Origin of the sequence: Mycoavidus cysteinexigens, from assembly GCF_003966915.1 — a bacterium.
GTDB lineage: Bacteria > Pseudomonadota > Gammaproteobacteria > Burkholderiales > Burkholderiaceae > Mycoavidus > Mycoavidus cysteinexigens.
On sequence record NZ_AP018150.1, the window covers coordinates 2556406 to 2578624 of the forward strand.

General features: G+C 48.6%; 20 protein-coding genes and 1 pseudogene. 5 read left to right on the plus strand and 16 right to left on the minus strand.

The window, feature by feature from the left end; translation table 11 throughout:
• Positions 1-16: 16 nt before the first annotated feature.
• Complete coding sequence (locus MCB1EB_RS10810) at positions 17-1360, minus strand: M16 family metallopeptidase (RefSeq protein ID WP_045364352.1); 1344 nt, start codon at positions 1358-1360, stop codon at positions 17-19.
• A gap of 14 nt (positions 1361-1374) precedes the next feature.
• Complete coding sequence (locus MCB1EB_RS10815) at positions 1375-2784, minus strand: M16 family metallopeptidase (RefSeq protein ID WP_052393945.1); 1410 nt, start codon at positions 2782-2784, stop codon at positions 1375-1377.
• 252 nt (positions 2785-3036) lie between these two features.
• Between MCB1EB_RS10815 and ftsY the strand changes: the two genes are divergently transcribed.
• A complete protein-coding gene (ftsY, locus tag MCB1EB_RS10820; RefSeq protein WP_045364349.1) occupies positions 3037-4062 on the plus strand; it encodes a signal recognition particle-docking protein FtsY in 1026 nt (341 codons plus the stop codon).
• Positions 4063-4077: 15 nt separating this feature from the next.
• Here ftsY and MCB1EB_RS10825 read toward each other — a convergent pair whose 3' ends face one another.
• The 3 genes from MCB1EB_RS10825 to MCB1EB_RS10835 all read right to left on the minus strand — a co-directional run bounded on the left by MCB1EB_RS10825 (position 4078) and on the right by MCB1EB_RS10835 (position 6132).
• The gene (locus MCB1EB_RS10825; RefSeq protein ID WP_045364346.1) at positions 4078-4776 is read right to left on the minus strand and encodes a fumarylacetoacetate hydrolase family protein; all 699 of its coding nucleotides are present in this window, start codon (positions 4774-4776) and stop codon (positions 4078-4080) included.
• A 297-nt stretch (positions 4777-5073) separates the two neighbouring features.
• Positions 5074-5514 (minus strand): DUF892 family protein, encoded by a 441-nt coding sequence (locus MCB1EB_RS10830; protein ID WP_045364344.1) that lies wholly within the window; start codon positions 5512-5514, stop codon positions 5074-5076.
• Positions 5515-5733: 219 nt separating this feature from the next.
• On the minus strand, positions 5734-6132 hold the full coding sequence (locus tag MCB1EB_RS10835; RefSeq protein WP_045364341.1) for a hypothetical protein: 399 nt from the start codon (positions 6130-6132) through the stop codon (positions 5734-5736).
• Between the two features lie 393 nt (positions 6133-6525).
• Here MCB1EB_RS10835 and MCB1EB_RS10840 point away from each other — a divergent pair, with 393 nt between their 5' ends.
• From MCB1EB_RS10840 to MCB1EB_RS10850, 3 genes are all read left to right on the plus strand, one after another.
• Complete coding sequence (locus MCB1EB_RS10840; RefSeq protein ID WP_052393941.1) at positions 6526-7026, plus strand: Hsp20/alpha crystallin family protein; 501 nt, start codon at positions 6526-6528, stop codon at positions 7024-7026.
• A gap of 354 nt (positions 7027-7380) precedes the next feature.
• On the plus strand, positions 7381-8232 hold the full coding sequence (gene rpoH, locus MCB1EB_RS10845; RefSeq protein WP_232034167.1) for an RNA polymerase sigma factor RpoH: 852 nt from the start codon (positions 7381-7383) through the stop codon (positions 8230-8232).
• A gap of 559 nt (positions 8233-8791) precedes the next feature.
• Positions 8792-9925, plus strand: a complete 1134-nt coding sequence (locus MCB1EB_RS10850; RefSeq protein WP_045364336.1) for a hypothetical protein — start codon at positions 8792-8794, stop codon at positions 9923-9925.
• A 170-nt stretch (positions 9926-10095) separates the two neighbouring features.
• Here the strand turns inward: MCB1EB_RS10850 and clpA are convergent, their stop codons facing one another.
• The 8 genes from clpA to MCB1EB_RS10890 all read right to left on the minus strand — a co-directional run bounded on the left by clpA (position 10096) and on the right by MCB1EB_RS10890 (position 17964).
• Positions 10096-12393, minus strand: coding sequence for an ATP-dependent Clp protease ATP-binding subunit ClpA (gene clpA / locus MCB1EB_RS10855; RefSeq protein WP_045364333.1), 2298 nt, complete (start codon positions 12391-12393; stop codon positions 10096-10098).
• Positions 12390-12704, minus strand: a complete 315-nt coding sequence (gene clpS, locus MCB1EB_RS10860) for an ATP-dependent Clp protease adapter ClpS (RefSeq protein ID WP_026921564.1) — start codon at positions 12702-12704, stop codon at positions 12390-12392. Before clpS ends, clpA begins: the two co-directional genes overlap by 4 nt.
• Before the next feature lie 125 nt (positions 12705-12829).
• Positions 12830-13870, minus strand: a complete 1041-nt coding sequence (gene nagA / locus MCB1EB_RS10865; RefSeq protein WP_045364329.1) for an N-acetylglucosamine-6-phosphate deacetylase — start codon at positions 13868-13870, stop codon at positions 12830-12832.
• A gap of 90 nt (positions 13871-13960) precedes the next feature.
• Positions 13961-14602, minus strand: coding sequence for an SCO family protein (locus MCB1EB_RS10870; RefSeq protein ID WP_045364326.1), 642 nt, complete (start codon positions 14600-14602; stop codon positions 13961-13963).
• The gene (gene cyoE / locus MCB1EB_RS10875; protein ID WP_045364322.1) at positions 14574-15482 is read right to left on the minus strand and encodes a heme o synthase; all 909 of its coding nucleotides are present in this window, start codon (positions 15480-15482) and stop codon (positions 14574-14576) included. The genes MCB1EB_RS10870 and cyoE overlap by 29 nt, the downstream gene beginning before the upstream one ends.
• Before the next feature lie 4 nt (positions 15483-15486).
• Positions 15487-16575 (minus strand): COX15/CtaA family protein, encoded by a 1089-nt coding sequence (locus MCB1EB_RS10880; protein ID WP_045364319.1) that lies wholly within the window; start codon positions 16573-16575, stop codon positions 15487-15489.
• A 19-nt stretch (positions 16576-16594) separates the two neighbouring features.
• Complete coding sequence (locus MCB1EB_RS10885) at positions 16595-17185, minus strand: SCO family protein (protein ID WP_045364316.1); 591 nt, start codon at positions 17183-17185, stop codon at positions 16595-16597.
• Between the two features lie 68 nt (positions 17186-17253).
• Complete coding sequence (locus MCB1EB_RS10890) at positions 17254-17964, minus strand: SURF1 family protein (RefSeq protein WP_045364314.1); 711 nt, start codon at positions 17962-17964, stop codon at positions 17254-17256.
• A gap of 92 nt (positions 17965-18056) precedes the next feature.
• On the opposite strand from MCB1EB_RS10890, the gene MCB1EB_RS10895 reads away from it, so the two are divergent.
• Positions 18057-18266 (plus strand): twin transmembrane helix small protein, encoded by a 210-nt coding sequence (locus tag MCB1EB_RS10895; protein ID WP_026921571.1) that lies wholly within the window; start codon positions 18057-18059, stop codon positions 18264-18266.
• A gap of 65 nt (positions 18267-18331) precedes the next feature.
• Here the strand turns inward: MCB1EB_RS10895 and MCB1EB_RS10900 are convergent, their stop codons facing one another.
• The 3 genes and pseudogenes from MCB1EB_RS10900 to coxB all read right to left on the minus strand — a co-directional run.
• The gene (locus tag MCB1EB_RS10900) at positions 18332-19189 is read right to left on the minus strand and encodes a cytochrome c oxidase subunit 3 (protein ID WP_045364311.1); all 858 of its coding nucleotides are present in this window, start codon (positions 19187-19189) and stop codon (positions 18332-18334) included.
• A gap of 92 nt (positions 19190-19281) precedes the next feature.
• Positions 19282-20877 carry a cytochrome c oxidase subunit I gene (ctaD, locus tag MCB1EB_RS10905; RefSeq protein WP_026921573.1) on the minus strand — a complete coding sequence of 532 codons (1596 nt, stop codon included), beginning with the start codon at positions 20875-20877 and terminating at the stop codon, positions 19282-19284.
• Between the two features lie 74 nt (positions 20878-20951).
• Positions 20952-22193: pseudogene (coxB, locus tag MCB1EB_RS10910) on the minus strand (cytochrome c oxidase subunit II); the annotation flags it as partial.
• Positions 22194-22219: the final 26 nt, after the last annotated feature.

The following is a 22219-nucleotide window of genomic DNA, read 5'->3' on the forward strand; positions in this document are numbered from 1 at the left end:
GCTCAATTTTACCGCACTACTCCGGCGCGCCCACTAATACTGTCACCATCTTGCTCAGATTGACATGTTTGGCGAATGCGGTTTGCGCTTCTTCACGCGTCACCGCGTTAACCCGCGCCGTCCAGGTGTTCAAATAATCCAGCGGCAACCCATAAAAACCTATGGTTGCCACGATTTCCAAGCGTTTTCTATTACTGTCAAGTTGCAGTGGGTAGCTATTAACCAAGTAATTTTTGGCAGCCTCCAATTCTGCTTGCGTAGGCCCTTGGGCAATAAATTTTGCGAGTGTTTCGCGCACCACAGCGAGCGCCTTAGGCGCTTGACCCTGCTGCGTTTGCAAGCTAATTTGAAAATAGCCAGGCTGCGCTGCGGGCACAAAAGCGCTATATACGCCATAGGATAAACCGCGCTGCTCGCGCACTTCATGCCCCAGTCGAGAGATTAATGTACCACCGCCCAACACTTGGTTCGCTACGAGTAGCGCAAAATAATCTGGGTCGCCTCGTGCAATGGCTGGCGCCCCAAGCAAAATATGCGCTTGCAAGGCTGGATGCGGCACTTTAATCTCGCGTGGGCTCGCCAACGAGACAACAGGTGGCAGCTCAGCTCTTGGCATGCCACGCGGTAACGCGCGCATAAGTTGCTCCGCGATACGCTCTGCTTGCAACCGGTCGCAATCGCCCACAATGCTTAAGACTGCATGCTGAGCGTCATAATGCGTCTGATAAAAGGCGGACAAGGCTGCTGGCGTGAGCGCTGAGATACTTTTAGGATCAGGCGATACGCCATATGGGTGCACGCCAAATACTGCTGCGCTGAAGGCTTTTTCAGCTTGTGCTTGCGGGCGGTTTGACAGCTCTTTAAGGGCCGTAATAAACCGCTGTTTTTCACGGTCCAGCTTTTTTTTCGGGAAAGACGGACATTGCAAGAGTGTCGCAAAAGTCGCTAACGCTGCATCACGTTCAGGCGCAGTTGATAAGGTGCGCAAATGCAAAGCCGCGCTATCTTTATCCACTGTATCGGAGATTACACCACCTATATCGGCAACACGATTCTCGATCTGAGCTTCAGTTAAGCCTAAGCAACCTTGGGTCGCGCGCGTACCCGTACGCAATATGCGCGCCGTCATGGCGGCCAGGCCGCTCCGACTAGGCGCATCATAACGGCTGCCCGCATCAAAATTGACTTGAATATCCAGCATTGGGATAGCATGATCTTCAACCAGCAGCACCTTCGCTCCGGACGCGGTGCGCCATTGCTGAATCAACGGTTCAGCTAGCGACGCAGAAGGTCGCCCCAGCATGATGACGGCCAAAAAAGTCGCACAAGCTAAATATAAGAATTGAGTTCTTATTAGCATCCTGATTCGCTCCATTAGTTTTTCTGCGCCAGTTTTTTCAGACGCGTGGCAGAGCGTATTGACTGCGGCACAAGCGTCGCCACGGTCAACTGGTCATCTATGAAATAGCGCGCCGCGACTGCTTGTACATCCTGCGCTGTCACCGCATTTAAGGCTTGGTCAATTTGTTCGATAGCGCGCCATGAATGCCCGGCCATTTCCATTAAACCAATCTCCATGACTTGGCTAAATACTGAATCTCGCTCATAGATACGCGCCGCATACAATTGCGTTTTGACACGTTGCAATTCCTCAGCGCCCACGCCATTTTGAGCAATGCTCTGTAACTCACGACGCAAAGCGACTTCTAATTCTTTGACCGATTTACCCTGCGCTGGAAGCGCGCTGAGCGTAAATAACCTTGGCCCACGTGCCACCATGCTGTAAGAGGCATCGACCCCATCGGCCAGACGTTGTTCACGCACCAGATGTTTTCCAAGCCGCGCATTCGGATAGCCGTCAAGCACTGCGGCCAACACACTCAGAGCGTAAGCATCGTGCTTTCCCGTGGAACTTTCCTCTAATGGGACAGCCTTAAATGCCAGCGTGACGCGCGGCACGCTGACTGAGGCGTTCAACGCGACCCGTTTTAAACCCTGCTGTGGCGGTTCATTCTGCGGTTTACGCAACGGCAAGGGGCGTGCTGGAATCGCCCCAAACCAACGCTCAGCTTGCTGGCGGACTGATGCAGGATCGACATCTCCCGCCACCACCAACAAGGCATTGTTCGGCGCGTACCAGCGCTCATACCAGGCGCGGGCATCAAGCCAAGTCATATGTTGTAAATCATCCTGCCAGCCAATCACTGGCCAGCGCACCGGCGACGCGCTATATGCCGTTGCCTGCAAGACTTCATCCAGCAACGCTTCGGGTTTGTCCTCTACGGATAAACGCCGCTCTTCCATCACCACCCGAATTTCACGATCAAAAGTTTCGCTTGTAAGCGCGAGATTTTGCATGCGATCCGCCTCGAGCTCCATGATGTCAGGCAAGTGTGATTTTTCTATGCGCGTGAAATACGCGGTGCAGTCCTGCATCGTAAACGCATTCTCGCTGCCGCCAAGGGCCGCTACACGCCGCGAAAATTCACCTGGTCCAACTTGCTGAGTACCACGAAACATCATATGCTCAAGTACATGCGCAACTCCGGTTGTGCCGCTCTGTTCATCGAGCGAACCGGCTTTATAAAAAAGCATCTGTACGACTGTCGGCGCGCGGTGATCCTCCCGCACAATCACCCGTAACCCGTTAGCTAAAGCAAACTCCGTCGTAGGCAACGTGTGCTGGGCCCCTGTGGCTTCAGCTTTCAAGTCAGCGGCAGATACGCTAGCGACGCATAACAGCGTCGCAATACATATGCCGCGCGGTAAGAAATAAGCTCGCATAGAAGTGAGCGCCCTCAAGCATAATGGCTTAACGGCTTCCAACAAGCTTTTCACGGTATTCTTTTTCAGGAGCATAGATTCATTTAATTCAATGTTTATTCAACAACAGGACATTCTGCAGACGGCCCAACAAATTTGCTATGCCCCCAATACCCAATCACGTACAGCGGCTGATTAGGCTCTGCTAAAATGCACCTTTCGTTTACATCCACCCTGAGCGTTTTGCAAACCAAATCTTTCAAACTATAAACCATGTTTAGCTTCTTCAAAAAGCTTCATAAGAGCTCAACATCAACCTCTGAGCTCACTGAGGCAGAGAATAAATCAAAAAACGATACTCAGGATAAAAATCCTCCCGCCCCAGAGCTGACTCCAGATCGTCCAACCTCCTGGGTAAAACGGCTAAAATCTGGTCTGGCGAAAACCCGTAACAACTTTACAAACCTTTTTACCAACGTCAAGATCGACGAGGATTTTTTTGAAGAACTAGAAGCCGCTCTCTTAATGGCGGACACGGGGCTTGAAGCCAGCCAATTTTTGCTCAATGCTCTGCGCCAAAAAATCCTCGCGGAGCGGCTTAATGACGGTGAAGCCGTCAAAGCGGCGTTACGCTCTTTATTAGCGGATTTATTAAAACCTCTTGAGCGCACATTAGTGCTTGACCGTGCGCAACCCTTAGTGATGATGATCACAGGTGTGAACGGCGCTGGCAAAACCACTAGCATTGGCAAACTCGCCCAACATTTACAGCGGCATGGACAATCTGTGTTGCTTGCCGCGGGCGACACTTTTCGCGCCGCCGCGCACGAGCAGCTTGCGCTATGGGGCGAACGCAATCAGATTAATGTGATTTCACAGCAAAGCGGAGACCCCGCCGCAGTCATTTTCGACGCCCTCAACGCGGCGCGCGCGCGCAAGTTAGACATCCTTATGGCGGACACCGCTGGGCGCTTGCCAACGCAATTGCATTTAATGGACGAGTTAAAAAAGATCAAACGCGTCATTGGCAAAGCCATGCATGACGCCCCGCATGAGATACTGCTTGTGATTGACGCGAATACTGGGCAGAATGCCCTCGCACAAGTCAAAGCGTTTGATGATGCGCTTGGCCTAACCGGATTGATTGTGACCAAGCTCGACGGCACAGCGAAAGGCGGCATCCTTGCCGCAATTGCGCGACAGCGGCCGATCCCCGTCTACTTCATTGGCGTAGGAGAACAAATTGACGATCTGCAGCCATTTTACGCCGAAGAATTCGCCAACGCGCTGCTGAATTAAAGTTCAACCGAGCTTTTAAGTCACCTTAACCGTCAATTCGCCTAAACCGTCAATACCTGCCGTCATTAGGTCACCTTTCACGATCGGCCCTACGCCGCCGGGAGTTCCCATATAAATCAAATCTCCTGGCGCGAGCTCAGATAAGGTTGACAAATAAGATATAACATCCGCAATCGGCCAAATAAGCTGCGCCACATCAGCACGTTGCCTCTCAACCCCATTCACTTTGAGCCAAATTGCGCCCTGCTGACAATGCCCCACCTCCTCTACGCGATGGATCCGACCCAGTGGCGCTGAAGCATCAAAAGCTTTGGCACTTTCCCATGGATAGCCTTGCCGTTTCATTTCTGCTTGCAAATCGCGGCGCGTCATATCAAGACCCACAGCATAACCAAACACATAATCCAGCGCACGCTCAACGGAAATATCGCGGCCACGTTTACCTAATGCAACCACCAGCTCCACTTCATGATGCACGTTATTTGAACCCGGTGGATAAGGAAATTGCCCGACCACGTCCGGCGCTACATACAAGATAGCGTCAGCCGGTTTATTGAAAAATACTAAAGACGAATTCTGCGACACATGCCCCATCTCACGGGCGTGCTCTAGATAATTGCGGCCAATACAATAAATGCGGCGCACCGCGAAAGAGTCATTTGAATGTGCAATCGGCACAGTGATTGGCGGTGTTGCTGCAAATATTTCACTCATTATACTTTTTCAGCCTCATGCGGATTGATTGGTTTGCTCGACCTAAACATACTAAATGTCTCACAACATTATAATCCGCTCTATCTGAATAGATTTAGACTTTTCCAAAAATCACGCAGGTAGTTTAAAGTTAAAGTTACTCTCGTTTCGCTGAATCCCGTTTCCCCACATTTGCGAGAATAAACTGTATAGATACCACTGCCTAAAAAGGCTAAGAAAGAAAGATAGCAAACTCGAACAATCATCCACTTGACTGCGTGATTTCCGGTAAACGAATTTCCAAATATTATCGATATGCTAAGTGACTGATTCTAACCAGGTTTTATGACGCTTTTCGTCTTTTAAGCCATCTTCCAAGGAGTCATATACTTCTGTCCATTTATGTTTATGATGAGTAAGCCGCTCATAGGCGGTGTTGGTATCGATTTCATTATCTTTCATTGCATTTAAAATGGCTTTGTCTCCCAATATACTAGCTGCTATTATTTTCCCTTTTAACAAAAGTTGTTTCATATCTGGCCCGTTGGGAGGCGTCTCTCCATGTTGAGCGATAAGCTTAGAAAGTACCTGAATATGGCGTTTATGATCCTGTTGAAATTCTTCTAAATTTTCTTTATAGACCGGATCCTTTATACGCTCAATCGCGGCCTGATACGCTTCAACAGCATCGTAGTCGAGCTCAATAAGCTCGGTAAGCGCCTTTAGAAAATCTTCTTGTGTGCCGACTAACGTTACCATTTCATGCTCCTTATAAAAAAGTGAGACGAGAATCACCGATACCTAAAAGTAATTTATTTCTGTCAATTAAAAAATCTTAGAAAAATAATATATAAAATTTATAGCGCCACGCTAAACTAATGACCACATAAGCTTAATAAATACTATCGGCAGCATATTTTTTAATAAAACGAGAAAATAGATTTCATTATTATATGCAAGCTGGATTAGGAAATTCATTTATAATCGAAAAGCACGTATTCTGTTCTCAGACCAGGGCAGATGAAGTGCCTCCCGTAAATCCTTGCGCAATAAAAATAAAAGCTGGCTTAAATCAATGTTTTTACTTACGGTAAATTCCTCTATGAATTTATCTGTTGCATCGATAAGCTCTTTTGAACCAAAAATTTGAATATCCCTTAGCGCCGATTCAATATCAGCGACTTGAGTGTCTGTCAATTTTTTTCGCTGGGAAGCCGACTCTAGTTTCCGATAGGCCTCCAATAAATAATCAGTAATGAGATCGCGTTGTTTATTCTTACGGTCTCTGAAAACGCCAAACTGATATGTCACGATCCATCCTGCAACGGCTATTAGTCCTGCGAGTGAATGCTGATACTTCTCAAGTATTTCAAGCATAGGATTTTTCCTCCAGAAAGTAAAATTTTAGTCAATCGACAAATTAAACACGCACAGCCACCTCATTAAAAACTAGCATATAAATTAGTATAGTAATTTTGAATTCTATCCGTCAATTTTTGCATTTCTTTAAACTGAGAAAAGGACACTGCGTTTATTGCACTGAAACCAACAGAATTACTGACACAGCTTCGCGCCATACAGTTGCAATTATTTCGGGTCGAAAATCTAATTGATTGCAGGTCGAGGCGCTTTCAATTGCAAGCCATTAGAGTTACGAGGTGTTGAATTTATAACAATAGAACCTATAATTAAACCAAACGCCAAATTTCACAGCATTGAATTGACTTTAAACTGATGAGTCGCAATCGTAAATATTCGGAGGATCTAACCATGAGTAATATGCTTGCTCCCTGGAGAAAATATATACCTTTTTCCACTCAGCGAAACAGAGTCAACCCTTTTCAGGCAGTACAAACTGCATTTGACCGAATGCTGGAAGATTTCTACACAGATTTTAAAGGCACGTCAGGGTTTGTCAATGAAATGGAGGGCTTAATGATTACGCCATCCATCGATATTACCGAGAGTCAGGACCTTTTTAAAATAGAGGTAGAGGTGCCAGGAATCGGCCCTGAAAGCCTTAAAGTAACCACGGAGAGCCATGCCGTGACGATCAAAGGGGAAAAAACCGTTTCCCACAAGGATAAGGACCGGAATTACGCTGTACGGGAAATTGCCTATGGAGCTTACCAGCGCACTATACCCTTGCCAGAGTCAGTGGATATAGAAAAAGCCAAAGCAAGTTTTAAAGATGGCATACTTACCATAGAAGTGCCCAAAAAAGCGAGCGCCATGGAACACTACAAAGAACTCGCCATTGAGTCAGCCTGAACCGCGATAAAAAATTAGGGATTAAGGGTCGCCGCCCTGGAAGGGGATAAGCGCCTAAAGGTGCACGATCGGCGCGGCCTCATGCCATTGATTTACCACTTTGTCACAATCCATATGGTTAAAGCCAACTGGATATGGAGCCGCGCTTGCCTTTTGCCGAATAAAATATTACGTGCCGCTTATTGCAACTTCGCTCCAACTGAGCCTCATAGAAAGACCTCTCTAGAGCAAATTAGCACTCTACGCAGAAGAGTGCTAATATTATAAAAATACCTCTCTTAAGGAGCGTAAATGATCACAAAACCTGAATTAAAGAGATCCGAACTAGGCGGAGCACTGGCTCTTACTCCCGGTATGCCGTTACTTGGCCCATTAGGCGATCTTAATGCCTATATCCAAGCTGTTAGCCGTATTCCAATGCTGCAAGCAGAGGAGGAGCAACAGCTCGCCACGAATTATCGTGAACATGGGACGCTTGAATCAGCTCGCAAGCTGGTTTTATCCCATCTACGCTTGGTTGTCTCAATCGCCCGTGGCTACCTAGGCTATGGATTGCCCCATGCCGATCTGATTCAGGAAGGCAATATTGGGCTAATGAAAGCCGTGAAACGCTTCGATCCTCAGCAAAATGTGCGACTCGTATCCTATGCAATTCACTGGATTAAGGCCGAAATTCATGAATATATCTTGCGTAACTGGCGGATTGTAAAAGTCGCCACCACCAAGGCTCAGCGCAAACTTTTCTTCAATTTACGCCGCCATAAACGGGGCGTGCAAGCACTGACTTCGAGTGAAGTCGATGCTTTAGCTAAAGAGTTGAACGTCAAGCGTGAAGATGTGACTGAAATGGAAACCCGTATGACGGGCGGAGATGTTGCGCTAGAAGGACAAATTGACGACAATGAAGAATCCTTTGCGCCCATTGCATATCTCACAGACATCCAACATGAGCCAACTGAGGTGCTGGCTAATCGCCAGTTTGATCGTTTACAAAGCGATGGCTTAGCAAGTGCGCTAAATACGCTCGATGCCCGTAGCCGCCGCATTGTTGAAGCGCGCTGGTTACAGGTTGATGCGGAGGGTTCTGGCGGCGCAACGTTGCATCATCTGGCGGCTGAATTCGGCGTCTCGGCCGAGCGCATTCGCCAAATCGAAGTCAGTGCCATGAAAAAGATGCGCAATGCATTGACTGCTTATACAGCTTGACATCCTCACCGGCTTAAAGAGGACTTTTAGAAGTTGATTCGGCCCCCTAAATAGGGTCACGCTGCGCCAAATAGCAATTCCATCTAACCCATTAAACAGGCAAATAAATGACGGCTTTCATCCTAAGGGAAAGCACTCAAAGCCATTAAATCTGAGTTAGAGTCGCCCCATACTTACGGTGCCATCATGGACAGACAGCCGCCGGCGAATAGGAGACAAGATACGCTGATCCGAAGTTTTACTGGGGTAGAAAAACCGCGTGAGCAACAGATACTAACTGTGAAGTTGATTTGCCCTATTTTGGGTGTTTTGGAATTATTTGACGAAAAAGCGAGTAAAGTAGGTTTGTACCGACTTTTAAGGCTTGCGAGGCTCGATGATTGGCTTGTCTGCGTTTTTTGTCGAATTTCGAATAGCTTATCAATGAAGTTCGATTGCACCGCTAGGCCTAATATAATGAATTTATAGCGCGTTAAAAAAGTCACTACAATCCACCCCAACGGCTAAAACACTTAATTTAGCTCTCATAAAATTTCCTCCAATAAATACATCCATTCCAATGAAATTATTTAGAATAATCAACTTAGTTTTTTGGGGAATATTTATTTCCGCCTGCGGCGGAGGAGGAAATGAAGAGGGAAAAATAGATCGGCAATACTTTAATAAAACTTTACCACCCTATTCTGAACTTAAAATAAAAGAAAATGATGCCATTCATGCGATTAATACAACTTTAGGGGGAAATTTTATTTCATCGCAGGATTACGAGCATTACATGAATTTAATTGCTATTAAGGAAAATCCATATGTTCCAAAAAAACAACTTAGGCTCATGCGAAAATATTATGATGGCGGCAAAATAACCCACGAACTCTATACACAAGAAAGATTAGGAACAGAGTGGGATCAATTTCCGTGTATTAATGCTATTCCATACAAAGATTATATCCGCCAAATAGGAATTTTTGGTTACCCCAAACATATGCAGAATGCTATCCATACGGTTAATTTTCTTTATAATTTAGCGCTCCCTTATCAATTTAATACAATTGAAAATGCCAATTTATTCAATGCAAATCGAATAATGATTGATATAAAAGGATATTTTTTAGTATTACGTCAAGAAGATAATGGAGAGTGGTGGTTACTAGATAATTTTTCTGAAGGTCCAAAGAAAATTTCAGGAAGTCATATAGAGTGGTTAAATAATTTAACGCAATCTTTCCCCAGCATCAAAGTGCTATGTTTCACTTCAGAAGATCTTCTCAAAGCAGAAAACTCTACTAAAACGCTACCCGCTTCTTTCATAGATTCTATGACTGACAGCGATCCATTCGGAGAGGATTTTATAGAAGAATTCTTCTATTTTTCATTTCTCAGTCCATCAGACCGATTAACGCAAATAGGTGAAGATCTTTATTTAGAAAAATCTGCATTTAAAGATAACACCTATAGATTCCTATATGAATTTACCGCAGAGCTACTCAACAAAAGTACAGAGCAAAGAATTAGAGTATTGGAGATTTTTAACTCTTTCATCGAGCGCAGTCCAGAATCTATCTTAAATTCTGGTTTAAGAAAAAGTTACAGAGAACAAATTAATCCAGCTACGATTGATGCGTTTAGAAAAGCTGCACGTAAACAGGATATTTTAAGGTTCAATCAGATGGACTATTATTGGATAGTTGATTAACGCTTACGCAACAGAACATGAGTCTCTCGGCTCTTTCTAACCATTCCGGCCTGGAGAGTGGCCTAGTGGGCAAAGAGCAATTAGCTGTATTAATTTTGCCCGTCTCATTGAGTACTCCCGTACTCAATGAGACGGCTTTCAATGCATCTGGGTCAACCGCGCTTAAGCTATCAGTCAATCTCCGCCGTTTCAGGGTTTGTATTGTGTGACTCGCCGTTTTCATCAAAGATAAGTTGCACGTTGTTTTGCTGGTCCACATCGACCTTAACACGCCCCCCATTTGACAGCTTGCCAAATAGTAATTCATCTGCCAAGGCGCGCCGGATAGTGCTTTGAATCAGACGTTGCATCGGCCGCGCGCCCATGAGTGGGTCGAAACCGCTGCTAGCAAGATATTTGCGCAGCTCATCAGTAAAAATAACCTCTACCTTCTTTTCATGGAGCTGCTCTTCCAATTGGATTAAGAACTTGTCAACTACACGCAGAATAATTTCTTCGTTGAGTGGGCGGAAGTTAATGATTGCGTCCAACCGATTACGAAACTCAGGAGTGAAGGTCTTTTTAATTTCGGCCATTTCATCGCCAGCTTCGTTGCGCGTAGTAAAACCAATTTTGGCTTTTTGCAGGGCTTCAGCGCCCGCGTTGGTGGTCATGATGACAATCACATTACGGAAATCGGCTTTACGGCCATTGTTATCCGTCAATGTGCCATGATCCATCACTTGCAACAGAAGATTATAAATATCTGGATGCGCTTTTTCGATTTCATCCAGCAGCAACACGCAGTGCGGCTTTTTCGTGATCGCCTCCGTTAAGAGGCCACCTTGATCAAAGCCAACATAACCCGGCGGCGCGCCGATTAAACGGCTGACCGCATGGCGCTCCATGTACTCAGACATATCAAAACGCGTCAGCTCAATCCCCAAGGTGAAAGCAAGTTGACGGGCGACCTCGGTTTTACCAACGCCCGTTGGGCCTGAGAATAGAAACGCGCCGATAGGTTTGCCAATTTGACCCAGTCCGGCACGCGCCATTTTAATCGCGGAGGCCAAAGCTTCAATGGCTAGGTCTTGTCCAAAGACCACGCTTTTGAGGTCGCGCTCAAGGGTCTGCAATTTGCTGCGATCATCGAGTGAAACGCTTTGGGTCGGCACGCGGGCGATTTTTGCAATAATTTCCTCAATTTCAGTTTTACCTACGATCTTTTTTTGTTTCGATTTAGGTAATACGCGTTGCGCTGCGCCCGCTTCATCAATCACGTCAATCGCTTTATCAGGCAAATGCCGATCCGTAATAAAACGGGCCGATAATTCAGCCGCAGCGGATAATGCAGCGCCAGAATATTTAACATTGTGATGCTCTTCAAAGCGCGACTTCAATCCACGCAAAATCGCTATGGTTTGGGCCACCGTGGGCTCAGACACATCAATTTTTTGGAAACGCCGCGACAAAGCGGCATCTTTATCAAAAATCCCGCGATACTCGGTAAAAGTAGTCGCTCCAATGCATTTTATTTGTCCTGACGAAAGCGCTGGTTTTAATAAGTTTGATGCGTCTAGCGTCCCGCCTGAGGCAGCGCCTGCGCCAATCAAAGTGTGAATTTCATCGATAAAAAGTATCGCATGAGGGCGCTCTTTTAATTCTTTAAGCACTATTTTTAAACGTTGCTCAAAATCGCCACGGTATTTAGTGCCGGCCAGCAAAGCGCCCATATCTAATGAATAAACCACTGCATTCGCCAATATATCAGGCACTTCGCCACGCGTGAGCCGCCAGGCAAGCCCTTCCGCGATAGCCGTTTTACCTACGCCGGCCTCCCCTACTAATAGCGGGTTGTTTTTCCGACGTCGGCACAAAACTTGCACTACGCGTTCAACTTCGGGCTCCCGCCCAATCAATGGATCAATGCGCCCTTCTTTGGCGAGTTGATTCAAGTTCTGCGTAAATTGCGCTAGCTGGGTTTCTTTTTGTCCAGCCGCTCCGTCTTGATCTGTGCTGGCATCCGCCGATTTTGTGGCTTCACTCTCGCCGGTTTTAGCGATTCCGTGCGCAATAAAATTGACCACATCTAAGCGCGCGATCCCTTGTTGCTGCAAGCAATAAACCGCATGCGACTCCTTTTCTCCAAAAATCGCAACCAATACATTTGCGCCGGTCACTTCTTTTTTGCCATTTGAGGCAGATTGGACATGCATAATCGCACGCTGAATCACCCTCTGAAAACCTAATGTAGGCTGTGTATCGGCGTCTATCGAACCCGGTACGACCGGAGTGTTATCGTGAATAAAATGGTGCAAATTGTGGCGCAGGTCATCAATGTTGGCCGCGCAAGCGCGCAATACCTCAACCGCGGTCGGATTATCTAACAGCGCTAGCAATAGGTGCTCTACCGTAATAAACTCATGCCGGGCTTGGCGCGCTTCCATAAACGCCATATGCAAGCTAACCTCTAGTTCTTGAGCGATCATGTTCTCTCCATAACGCATCGCAGCGGATGACCGGCCTGCTTTGCATGGGTGGTTACCTGCTTAACTTTGGTCATTGCCACATCACGCGTATAAACCCCACAAATTGCTTTACCTTCGCAATGTACCTTCAGCATAATCTGAATTGAGGCCTTTTGGTCTTTTCTAAAGTATTTTTGAAGAATCATGACGACAAACCCCATCGGCGTAAAGTCATCATTTAACAACACGACTTGATACATAGGCGGCGGTTTTATTTTTTGCTTTTGCCGCTCAACCACAATGTTATCTTCGAGATTCGAGAAAATCGCCATACTCTTCTTTATTTTAAACAAGTTGCATGCACTTGCATTGTGGCCGGGCTCATTAGAGTAGAATAACTAACTTCATGCAGGTTGTTTGCAACCGCCTCACCGAACCAAAATCAGTTCGACCAAATCTAGATTTTTTCACCTTCGACATACGTTGCCTGCACCATCAGTTGGCGATCAAGCACAACTAAATCTGCCCAGGCGCCGACTGCGAGCCGACCACGTTGCGTTAAGCCCAAATAATCCGCCGCATAGCGTGACAAGCGGTGGGAGGCTTCGGCTAACGGCAAACCCAGCGAGACTAGATTACGCAGCGCTTGGTCCATCGTCAATGTGCTCCCGGCCAATGTGCCATCCGCCAAGCGCACGCCATTGACGCACTTAAGCACCGTCTGGCTACCCAATGGATAAGCGCCATCTGGCATACCCGCTGCCGCCGTGCTGTCAGTCACACAGTAGAGCTTGGGAATCGCGCGCAGCGCCGTGTAAATTGCTCCTGGATGCACGTGCAACAAATCTGGAATGAGTTCCGCATACTCAGCATGCGCAAGCGCCGCGCCCACCATGCCTGGCGCTCGATGGTGCAAGCCAGTCATCGCGTTGAATATATGGGTAAACCCTGTTGCCCCCTGCTTAAGGGCGTTCACGCCATCCTCATAACTGCCTAACGTATGGCCAAGCTGTACCCGTATCCCGCGCGCGGCGAGCTGGGCGATGACACCTAAATGGCCAGCCAGCTCCGGCGCCAACGTTACCACCCGCAGCGGGGCTAGCTCCAAATAATAGAGCACTTCATCCAGTGCCGCGAGCGCGGTTGCAGAAGGTTGCGCACCCAGCTTGCCAGGATTGATATACGGCCCTTCAAGGTGCACGCCGAGTATGCGGGCGCAACCTGGCGCGCGCTGCCGCACTTCAGACGCAAGCGTCGCCAAAACCGCGGCCAGCTCAGCGCGCGGCGCTGTCATTGTGGTGGCTAATAGACTTGTGGTGCCATAACGCGCATGCATACGTGCCATGGTTTGAGTCGCTGCGCCGCCCTCCATCACATCAGCTCCACCTCCGCCATGCACATGCAGGTCAATAAAACCGGGCAAGATATAGGGTTCTTGGTTTGTCGCCGGTTCGCTAGATGCGCCATTGAGCGCCACAACCCGCCCTCCTTCAAGCATTATATGACCCAGCCGCCAGCCTTCGGAGGTTAAGATATTTCCGCACAACTTTAGGCTCTTCACGGGCTACTCTTGAGCGCTGAACATCAATTAATTAAGCAATATTTTTAAATCATGCACCCACGGCTCAGGTCCTTGCCCATCACGCGCAAAAAGACGCAGTTTGCCGCTTGCATCAAATACATAGCCCGCCGCTGTATGATCCATTGTATAAGTGTCAGCGGTTTCATCTGCGGCAGGATTCTTCGCCATTTCGTCTACGCTGGCGTGCTCTCGCGCGAAGAACACCCGGAAATCTTGCGTTACCTTTTTAAGCTGCGTTTCATTCGCTGGCCGCAAACCGATAAAGCTCGGATCAAAAGCCGGGGCATAACGCGCTAACGAAGAGGGTGTATCCCGCGCTGGATCGACAGTAACAAACAATACCTGCACCCGCTTTGCCTGCGCGCCCAATTGTTTTAGAGCTTGCGCAAGCGTTGCAAGCGTCATGGGACAAATGTCAGGACAATGCGTATAGCCGAACAACAGCACCACCACTTTTCCTTTAAAATCAGCCAAGGTACGCATCTGACCATCCGTGTCCGGTAGCATAAAATCACCGCCAAAACTTGTGTTGCCAGTCAAATCAGTATTTTTGAACGCGGGCGCGCGCGTGCAACCTGCCAACCCTATCAGCAGCAGGCACAGTAGACAGACCGTAAATTTAGAAGCCGCTGCGATAGATTTGTACATAGTGGTCAGCCAGTAATGCCGCAAATAGCAACGACAGATAAATAATTGAATAGCGAAACAGCTGGCGCGCTAGCGTATCCGAATAAGTGCGCCAGATGCGCCAGGCATACGCCAAAAAAATTGCGCCTAGCACAATCGCTGCGACTAGATAAACCACCCCACTCATGCGTGAAGCAAATGGCAACAACGACACTCCAAATAGAACGATGGTGTAAAGCAAAATCTGCAAGCGCGTGAATTGCTCACCATGGGTAATCGGCAACATCGGCAAACCCGCTTGCGCATAGTCTTGTCGACGGTATAGCGCCAGCGCCCAAAAATGCGGTGGCGTCCAAACAAAAATAATCAAGACAAGCAACCACGCATCAGCCGGCACCGTGCCAGTTGCCGCCGCCCACCCAAGAGCCGGCGGCATCGCTCCAGCGGCGCCGCCAATCACGATATTTTGCGGCGTCAGCGGCTTTAAAATAAGCGTATAAATAATTGCATAGCCAATGAAGGTAGCCAGCGTGAGCCACATTGCTAGTGCATTGGTAGAGGCATAGAGCGTCCACATGCCAAGCCCGCCCAGCAGCGCTGAAAATAAAAGAATCTGGACAGAAGTTAAGTCACCTCGGGCGGACGGCCGCCATGCCGTGCGACGCATTAATGTATCGATTTTGCGTTCAAGCAAACAATTGATTGCAAAAGCCGCACTGGCTAATAGCCAAATTCCGGCTGCGCCACCCAGCACAATAGACCATGGGACGCTGCCAGGGGTTGATAAGAGCATGCCAATCACCGCACAAAACACTGCGAGCTGCGTAACACGAGGTTTAGTCAGTGCCCAGTATTGGGAGATTCGGCTGCTAACAGATGGGCAAAAAGCGGTGCTTTCCATGAGTTCAGACCTTAGCTGCGGTATGCCGCACGCTTTGTCTGCTAATTGCGATACGGTAGTTTAGCATGATGAGCAACAACAAGAGTAATGCCGCACCGCCATTGTGCACGAGCGCCATCAGCAAAGGCCACTGCAATAGAATATTGGCTAAGCCAGTTAAACATTGCAATGCTACCAGCGCTAGCAAGCCATTCGCTAAAGTGAGCAACGCCTTAAATTGGCGCAAGCGCAAACCAAGCCCAAGCAACCAGACACTGACCACCCAAGCGAAATTGCGATGCGTCCAATGGATTGCTACTAGCGCATCTTGTGTAATAAAGTCCCCGGCTTTAGTTTGGCCTAACGCGCGCCATAGTTGAAAGCCTTGCGCAAAATCCATCGGCGGCAGCCAAGCACCATGGCAGGTCGGAAAGTCGGTACAAGCTAGCACCGCGTAATTCGCACTCACCCAACCGCCTAGCGCAATTTGCACCACAAGTAGCGCCAGCCCAATCCATACTGCCGGCTGCCAACGGCTAGCCGCTGGTTCGGGGACAACCACTGGCATGCAGCTCAGCGCCAGCCTGGCCAGCGCGCCCAGTAACGTCAACCCCAGCAATAAATGAATCGTAACAATGATCGGCTGTAATTTTAAAGTGACCGTCCAAGCGCCAAACGCGCCCTGTACGCAGATTAATATCAGTAATGCAACGGGCCACCAGGGCGATACTGGTAACGTTTTACGTTTGCACCACGCCACCACAACCTGCGCAATAATCAATACGCCCAGCGCCAACGCCAGATAGCGATGCATCATTTCAATCCAAGCCTTAGCCATGGTGACTGGGCCACTGGGTAAGGCAGCTTGCGCCGCTTGGATCGCTTGATGTGCAATAAATGGCGATGCTGCGCCATAGCAGCCCGGCCAATCAGGGCAGCCGAGGCCCGAATCTGTGAGACGCGTAAAGCTGCCAAATAACACTAGGTCAAAGGTGAGGATTGTCGTGACCCAGACCAATTTGCCGAATCGATCCGCACCGCTGCGTAGCCACACCCAAGCCAGCGGAATGAGCGCAATGCAAATGCCAATCAAGCTAAGCTGCAAAATAAACACTTAGAGGCCCTAAAAAATTTCAACCAATGCTCGACCATTTCAACAATTTGCTGAGGTCTTTTTTGATTTTTCCGGGATTCGGATTGGGGGGGAAACGCATAATGAGATTACCGTTTGGATCTACTAAATAAATATAGTCAGTGAGCTGCATACTGCCCTCAACCGGCAACCATTTGGCAAGAGCCATGGCATTGGCACTCAAAAAACGCATCTCGGGATACGCTTGCTGCACGACCGGCGACACTGGAGCGCTGTCAGTGCGCAGCCAGACCGTTTCCACGCGCTCCCGCTCAATACCCTGCGCTACCCGTACTTGCCTCATAAAATAGAGTTTCTTTACACAGTTTTCAGGGCATGCGCTCGCATCGACTGCAAGCAATAGCCATTTGCCTTTTAAAGTTTGCAAGGGAGTGACGTCACCATTTTCTGTTTGCACCACTAAACTAGGCGGAATGGGTTGTGCTGGCTCAATTAATTTACCGTAATTCACCACGCCGCCAGCCGGCTTGAAAACATAATAAGAGAGGTAAGATGCAATGACTGGCGCCAAACAAACCAGCACCACTAGCAGCAACGTCTTCCGATGCGTGTTTTTGTTACTTGCATGCATGTTAAATACGGCTCGCGCCTGTGCTCCTAATTAATGATTTTGATTGACCGCGGCTCTAAAAATACAGGTTATTTCACCGCACTTAGCGCAGCGCGGCGTGCTGCATACAGGCCAGATAATAATATCGCGGCAGCGATTCCCCACCATTGGAGCATGTAACCATAGTTACGCTCCACTCCCGTTAAAATGTTCGGCCACGCACGCACCAGTTGGTCATCTATTTCGTTTGTCTGCCAGATAACAAAGGGCTGCAAAGGCAGTCCTGTCTCTAACTGATATGCCGCAAGATCCAAATTTTGCCGTATCCGCAAATGCGCGGCTGAACCGCCCGCGCCAAGTTCAAATGCCTGCCCCGGATCAGCGCGGGCAATTCCCTCTATTTCAACTTTATCCGTCGGTGTGGAATAGGGCGCAAGCACCGCGCGATCTTGCATATTACACGGTATCCAACCCCGGTTTACTAGAACATAAGTCCCCTCTTCCAACGCTAACGGCATCAGCACATGAAAGCCAGGGCGGGCATTGTAAGTTCGGTTATCCAGATACACGACGCGCTCGGGCATGAAACGCCCACGCGCCCGCACGCGATGATATTCGATTTCTTCGAGCGGTAACCGTGACGCACCGAGCGGGGTTGGCGTGCTATTCTGATAGCGCATCAGTTGGGCGGCAAGCGCTTCTTTCTGGTGCGCGCGGTCGCGCTGCCAAAATCCTAAGCGCACCGCCAACGCAACCGCAATGAGTATCGCTAAGAACGGCCAAAAGCGAATTTTTAGCATCGCTATTTGACCGCGCAGGAGAGAATTGTTAATGCGATAATAGCCAAGCTTACGCTGCTTTTTTGAAATTTTGCTGATTTATTTCTACCCATATGTCTGTTCTTATTGCCCTTGCTTTTCTCCTAATTGGCGCGAGCCTAATCTGCGCATTGTATTTTATGATGCACGACCGCGGCACCACGAAGCGCATGGTATATTCACTGATGGCCCGCGTTGGGCTCTCAATTGGGCTTTTCTTATTCATCTTATTTGCCTATTGGATGGGATGGATTCAAAGCACCGGTATTCCTTATAGCAATTAAAGAAAACCTCGCAGCGCCTAAAATACCCTCCCGTCTTCTAAGCGCTTCGAAATCATCCAAAACGTCTAAAGCCAATACACCACAATGTATAAGCCAAGCCAGACCACATCCACAAAATGCCAATACCAAGCCGCCCCTTCAAAAGCAAAGTGATGCTCTGCGCTAAAATGCCCACGGATTAGGCGCGCCAGCACGACACTCAGCATCAGTGTCCCCATCAGCACATGGAAGCCATGAAAACCCGTGAGCAGAAAAAAGGTCGAGCCGTACATACCGGAGCTCAGCTTAAGGTTCAGCTCACGGTAAGCATGAACATACTCGTAGCCCTGCATAAATAGAAAAATCACACCCAGCAACACCGTTGCGGCCAGCCAAATAATCGCTGGTTTACGATGATCATCCCGTAATGCATGGTGCGCAACGGTTAACGTAGCGCCTGAGGTCAGCAGCAAAGCCGTGTTGATGGTAGGGATTGGCCACGCTGTCATGGCTTTAAAATGCGGCACTAAGTCGGCCGGCCCAACATTCGGCCAGGCCGCCATGAAATCCGGCCACAACACCCTATGATTGAGATCGCCAAGCAGCGGGCTAGCAAATGAGCGAGCGTAAAATAGCGCCCCAAAGAACGCGGCAAAAAACATGACTTCGGAAAAAATGAACCAACTCATGCTCCAGCGATAGGAAATATCAATGCGCTTGCCGTACTTTCCCTCTTCAGATTCAGTAATTGAATCGCCAAACCAGCGCCACAATACAAACAACAACCAAGCCAAACTGACGGCAAAAGCAAAAGCCCCCCAGCCTTGATCGTTAAGCCAGGCTGTTAGCGAAAGCATCATGCCAAGCAAACCTAACGCCGCCAAAATGGGGTGCTGCGATGGACTCGGCACAAAATAATAAGGTTTTTGATCTTGACTACTCATCGTTGTAGTTCCATTTCAAGCGTCTATTTGGCTATTTCCGTGGTTTTTGTTCTGGGATAAAACTCATCCATTCAATTGGATGAGCCATACCATTATTTAACCTCTGGAGGGGTTTCAAAAGTATGAAAAGGCGCGGGGCTAGGGATCGTCCATTCGAGTCCTTGAGCGCCTTCCCATGGTTTAGCTGGGGCCGGTGCGCAACGTTTGCCAAAATACGTCGGCAAAGCGACCCAAAACAAAAAGTACACCTGCATTAAACCGAAACCAAATGCGCCAATCGTCGCTAGCTGGTTATAGTCGGTAAATTGCGCGGAGTAATCAACCACGCGACGCGGCATCCCAGATAAGCCCAGAAAGTGCATCGGGAAGAAGGTTATATTAAACGAAATCAAAGATCCCCAAAAATGAATTCGGCCGCGGACTTCGTTATACATGTAACCGGTCCATTTTGGCGCCCAATAATACCAACCTGCATAAAGCGAAAATAGCGAGCCCGCAACCAACACATAATGGAAATGCGCAACCACATAATACGTCCCGTGCGCCGCCACATTCAGCGGGGCCATCGCCAGAATCAAGCCGGAAAAGCCACCGATTGTAAAGACCAGCAAAAAGCCTATGGCGAATAACATTGGCGTTTCGAAAGTGAGCGCGCCGCGCCACATGGTCGCAACCCAATTGAATACTTTAACTCCGGTTGGCACCGCAATCAGCATCGTTGCATACATGAAAAAAAGCTGACCGCTCACCACCATGCCCGTGACAAACATGTGGTGCGCCCACACCATGAAAGACAAGATAGCGATTGACGCCGTGGCGTAAACCATCGAATGGTAACCAAACAAGGGTTTGCGCGAGAAAGCCGGAATCACCTGCGAGATCATGCCAAAAGCCGGCAAAATCATAATATAGACTTCAGGATGGCCGAAGAACCAAAAAATATGTTGATATAAGACGGGGTCTCCGCCGCCTGCCGCATTAAAAAACGAGGTGCCGAAATGGCGGTCGAACAGCAGCATCGTCACAGCGCCCGCCAATACTGGCATTACGGCAATCAGCAAATAAGCCGTAATCAGCCAAGTCCAAGCAAACATTGGCATTTTCATCAGCGTCATGCCAGGCGCGCGCATATTCAAGATGGTCACCACAATATTAATTGCGCCCATAATTGAAGAAGCGCCCATAATATGCACAGCAAAGATAGCCAAATCCATGCCTGGCCCCATTTGCACTGAAAGCGGCGCATATAATGTCCAACCCGCCGCCGTCGCGCCCCCTGGCACAAAAAATGAGGCGGTCAAGAGCAACGCAGCTGGAGGCAGTAACCAGAAGCTGAAGTTATTCATGCGCGCGAATGCCATATCCGATGCCCCAATTTGCAAAGGCAGCATCCAATTAGCAAACCCCACAAATGCTGGCATGATTGCGCCAAACACCATGACGATACCGTGCATCGTGGTGAGCTGATTGAAAAATTCAGGGCGCATAATTTGCAAGCCGGGCTCAAACAGCTCCGCCCGGATCAACAGCGCCAGCACGCCGCCAGACAAAAACATGACGAACGAAAACAGCAAATACAAAGTACCAATATCTTTATGGTTCGTCGCGAGTAACCAGCGCCGCCATCCAGATGGACGTTCATGCGTATGATCGTGCTGCGCTGCCTGGTCGTGTCCGATCGTGGTCATAAAATTTCCTTATTTGTTTGGTTTGACGGGACAGATTATGCGGCTGAATCTGAGGTGAGCGTTTGACTTAGCCGTGGCGTTTTATCTACTGCTGCGGCTGCTTTGCGAGCTGCGCCAGACTTTTCATTAGGCGCGCCTTGCGCTTGGCTAGCAGCGCTGTTTAACGCTTGATTGCGTGCCACCGCAACTTGTCGCGGTTGGACTAGGTCTCCCGTGTGATTGCTCCACGCATTACGCTGGTAGGTCACAACCGCGGCAAGATCAATGTCATTCAGCGTAGTAGCCCACGGCGGCATTTGTGCTTTGCCCTGCAGCACCAGATTCAAATGACTTCCTAATGGACCATTGGTCACCGGACCGCCATCAAGCGCTGGAAACGGGCCGATACCTTTGCCGTTCGCATGGTGGCAAACGGCGCAATGTGCGGCATAAATTTGTTCGCCGCGCACTTTAAGTTCGCTCATCGTCCAAGTTTTCTCCAGCTCGGCGCCGATTGGCGTGTTTTTTACCCGCTCCGCCACCCACTGCGCGTAATCCTGCTCGGATAAAACTTTGACCACCACCGGCATATAGGCGTGATCTTTGCCGCATAACTCAGTGCAAAAACCACGATAAGTCCCTACTTTTTCAGCTTTAAACCATGTATCGCGCACAAAACCAGGAATCGCATCCTGTTTTACGCCAAAAGCTGGCACCGACCAGGAATGCACCACATCGTTCGCGGTCGTAATAATGCGAATCTTTTTATTCACTGGCACTACTAGCGGGTGATCGACTTCCTGTAAATATGTATCGGAAATCGGCTGCCGCCCATTTATTTGATCGCGCGGCGTGGTAATCGTGGATAAAAAACCAATTCCCGCGCCTGGGCCATTGATATAGTCGTAACCCCATTTCCATTGATAGCCCGTGACTTTTACAGTGACATCGGCATTGCTAGTGTCTTTCATCGCAATCACCATTTTTGTCGCTGGCCATGCCATTAAGATTACGATCAAAAATGGCACCACGGTCCAAATAATTTCAACTGTGGTGCTTTCATGAAAATGCGCCGGCTGATGCCCTTTAGACTTACGGTGAGCAAAGATCGAATAAAACATCACACCGAAGACACCGACTAGAATCACTAGACAGATAATCAGCATCATCGTGTGCAATCCGTATAGCCCTTCAGCTATCTTGGTCACAGGCGTTTGAAAGTTAAGCCCGTTGACCACTGGGCCGCCAGGCATATCATTCACCGCATGGGCCACGTTCGCTAGCAACAAGCCACTACCTGCTAGCGCCCCTATTAGGATTCGCTTAATCGTTTTCATTGGCGTTTTTATCTGAGATCTATGCA

Coding starts and splice junctions, on each gene's coding strand:
- MCB1EB_RS10810 (WP_045364352.1), bottom strand. CDS start 1,360: ATGCTAATAAGAACTCAATTCTTATATTTAGCTTGTGCGACTTTTTTG.
- MCB1EB_RS10815 (WP_052393945.1), bottom strand. CDS start 2,784: ATGCGAGCTTATTTCTTACCGCGCGGCATATGTATTGCGACGCTGTTA.
- ftsY (WP_045364349.1), top strand. CDS start 3,037: ATGTTTAGCTTCTTCAAAAAGCTTCATAAGAGCTCAACATCAACCTCT.
- MCB1EB_RS10825 (WP_045364346.1), bottom strand. CDS start 4,776: ATGAGTGAAATATTTGCAGCAACACCGCCAATCACTGTGCCGATTGCA.
- MCB1EB_RS10830 (WP_045364344.1), bottom strand. CDS start 5,514: ATGGTAACGTTAGTCGGCACACAAGAAGATTTTCTAAAGGCGCTTACC.
- MCB1EB_RS10835 (WP_045364341.1), bottom strand. CDS start 6,132: ATGCTTGAAATACTTGAGAAGTATCAGCATTCACTCGCAGGACTAATA.
- MCB1EB_RS10840 (WP_052393941.1), top strand. CDS start 6,526: ATGAGTAATATGCTTGCTCCCTGGAGAAAATATATACCTTTTTCCACT.
- rpoH (WP_232034167.1), top strand. CDS start 7,381: ATGCCGTTACTTGGCCCATTAGGCGATCTTAATGCCTATATCCAAGCT.
- MCB1EB_RS10850 (WP_045364336.1), top strand. CDS start 8,792: ATGAAATTATTTAGAATAATCAACTTAGTTTTTTGGGGAATATTTATT.
- clpA (WP_045364333.1), bottom strand. CDS start 12,393: ATGATCGCTCAAGAACTAGAGGTTAGCTTGCATATGGCGTTTATGGAA.
- clpS (WP_026921564.1), bottom strand. CDS start 12,704: ATGGCGATTTTCTCGAATCTCGAAGATAACATTGTGGTTGAGCGGCAA.
- nagA (WP_045364329.1), bottom strand. CDS start 13,870: ATGCTTGAAGGAGGGCGGGTTGTGGCGCTCAATGGCGCATCTAGCGAA.
- MCB1EB_RS10870 (WP_045364326.1), bottom strand. CDS start 14,602: ATGTACAAATCTATCGCAGCGGCTTCTAAATTTACGGTCTGTCTACTG.
- cyoE (WP_045364322.1), bottom strand. CDS start 15,482: ATGGAAAGCACCGCTTTTTGCCCATCTGTTAGCAGCCGAATCTCCCAA.
- MCB1EB_RS10885 (WP_045364316.1), bottom strand. CDS start 17,185: ATGCATGCAAGTAACAAAAACACGCATCGGAAGACGTTGCTGCTAGTG.
- MCB1EB_RS10890 (WP_045364314.1), bottom strand. CDS start 17,964: ATGCTAAAAATTCGCTTTTGGCCGTTCTTAGCGATACTCATTGCGGTT.
- MCB1EB_RS10895 (WP_026921571.1), top strand. CDS start 18,057: ATGTCTGTTCTTATTGCCCTTGCTTTTCTCCTAATTGGCGCGAGCCTA.
- MCB1EB_RS10900 (WP_045364311.1), bottom strand. CDS start 19,189: ATGAGTAGTCAAGATCAAAAACCTTATTATTTTGTGCCGAGTCCATCG.
- ctaD (WP_026921573.1), bottom strand. CDS start 20,877: ATGACCACGATCGGACACGACCAGGCAGCGCAGCACGATCATACGCAT.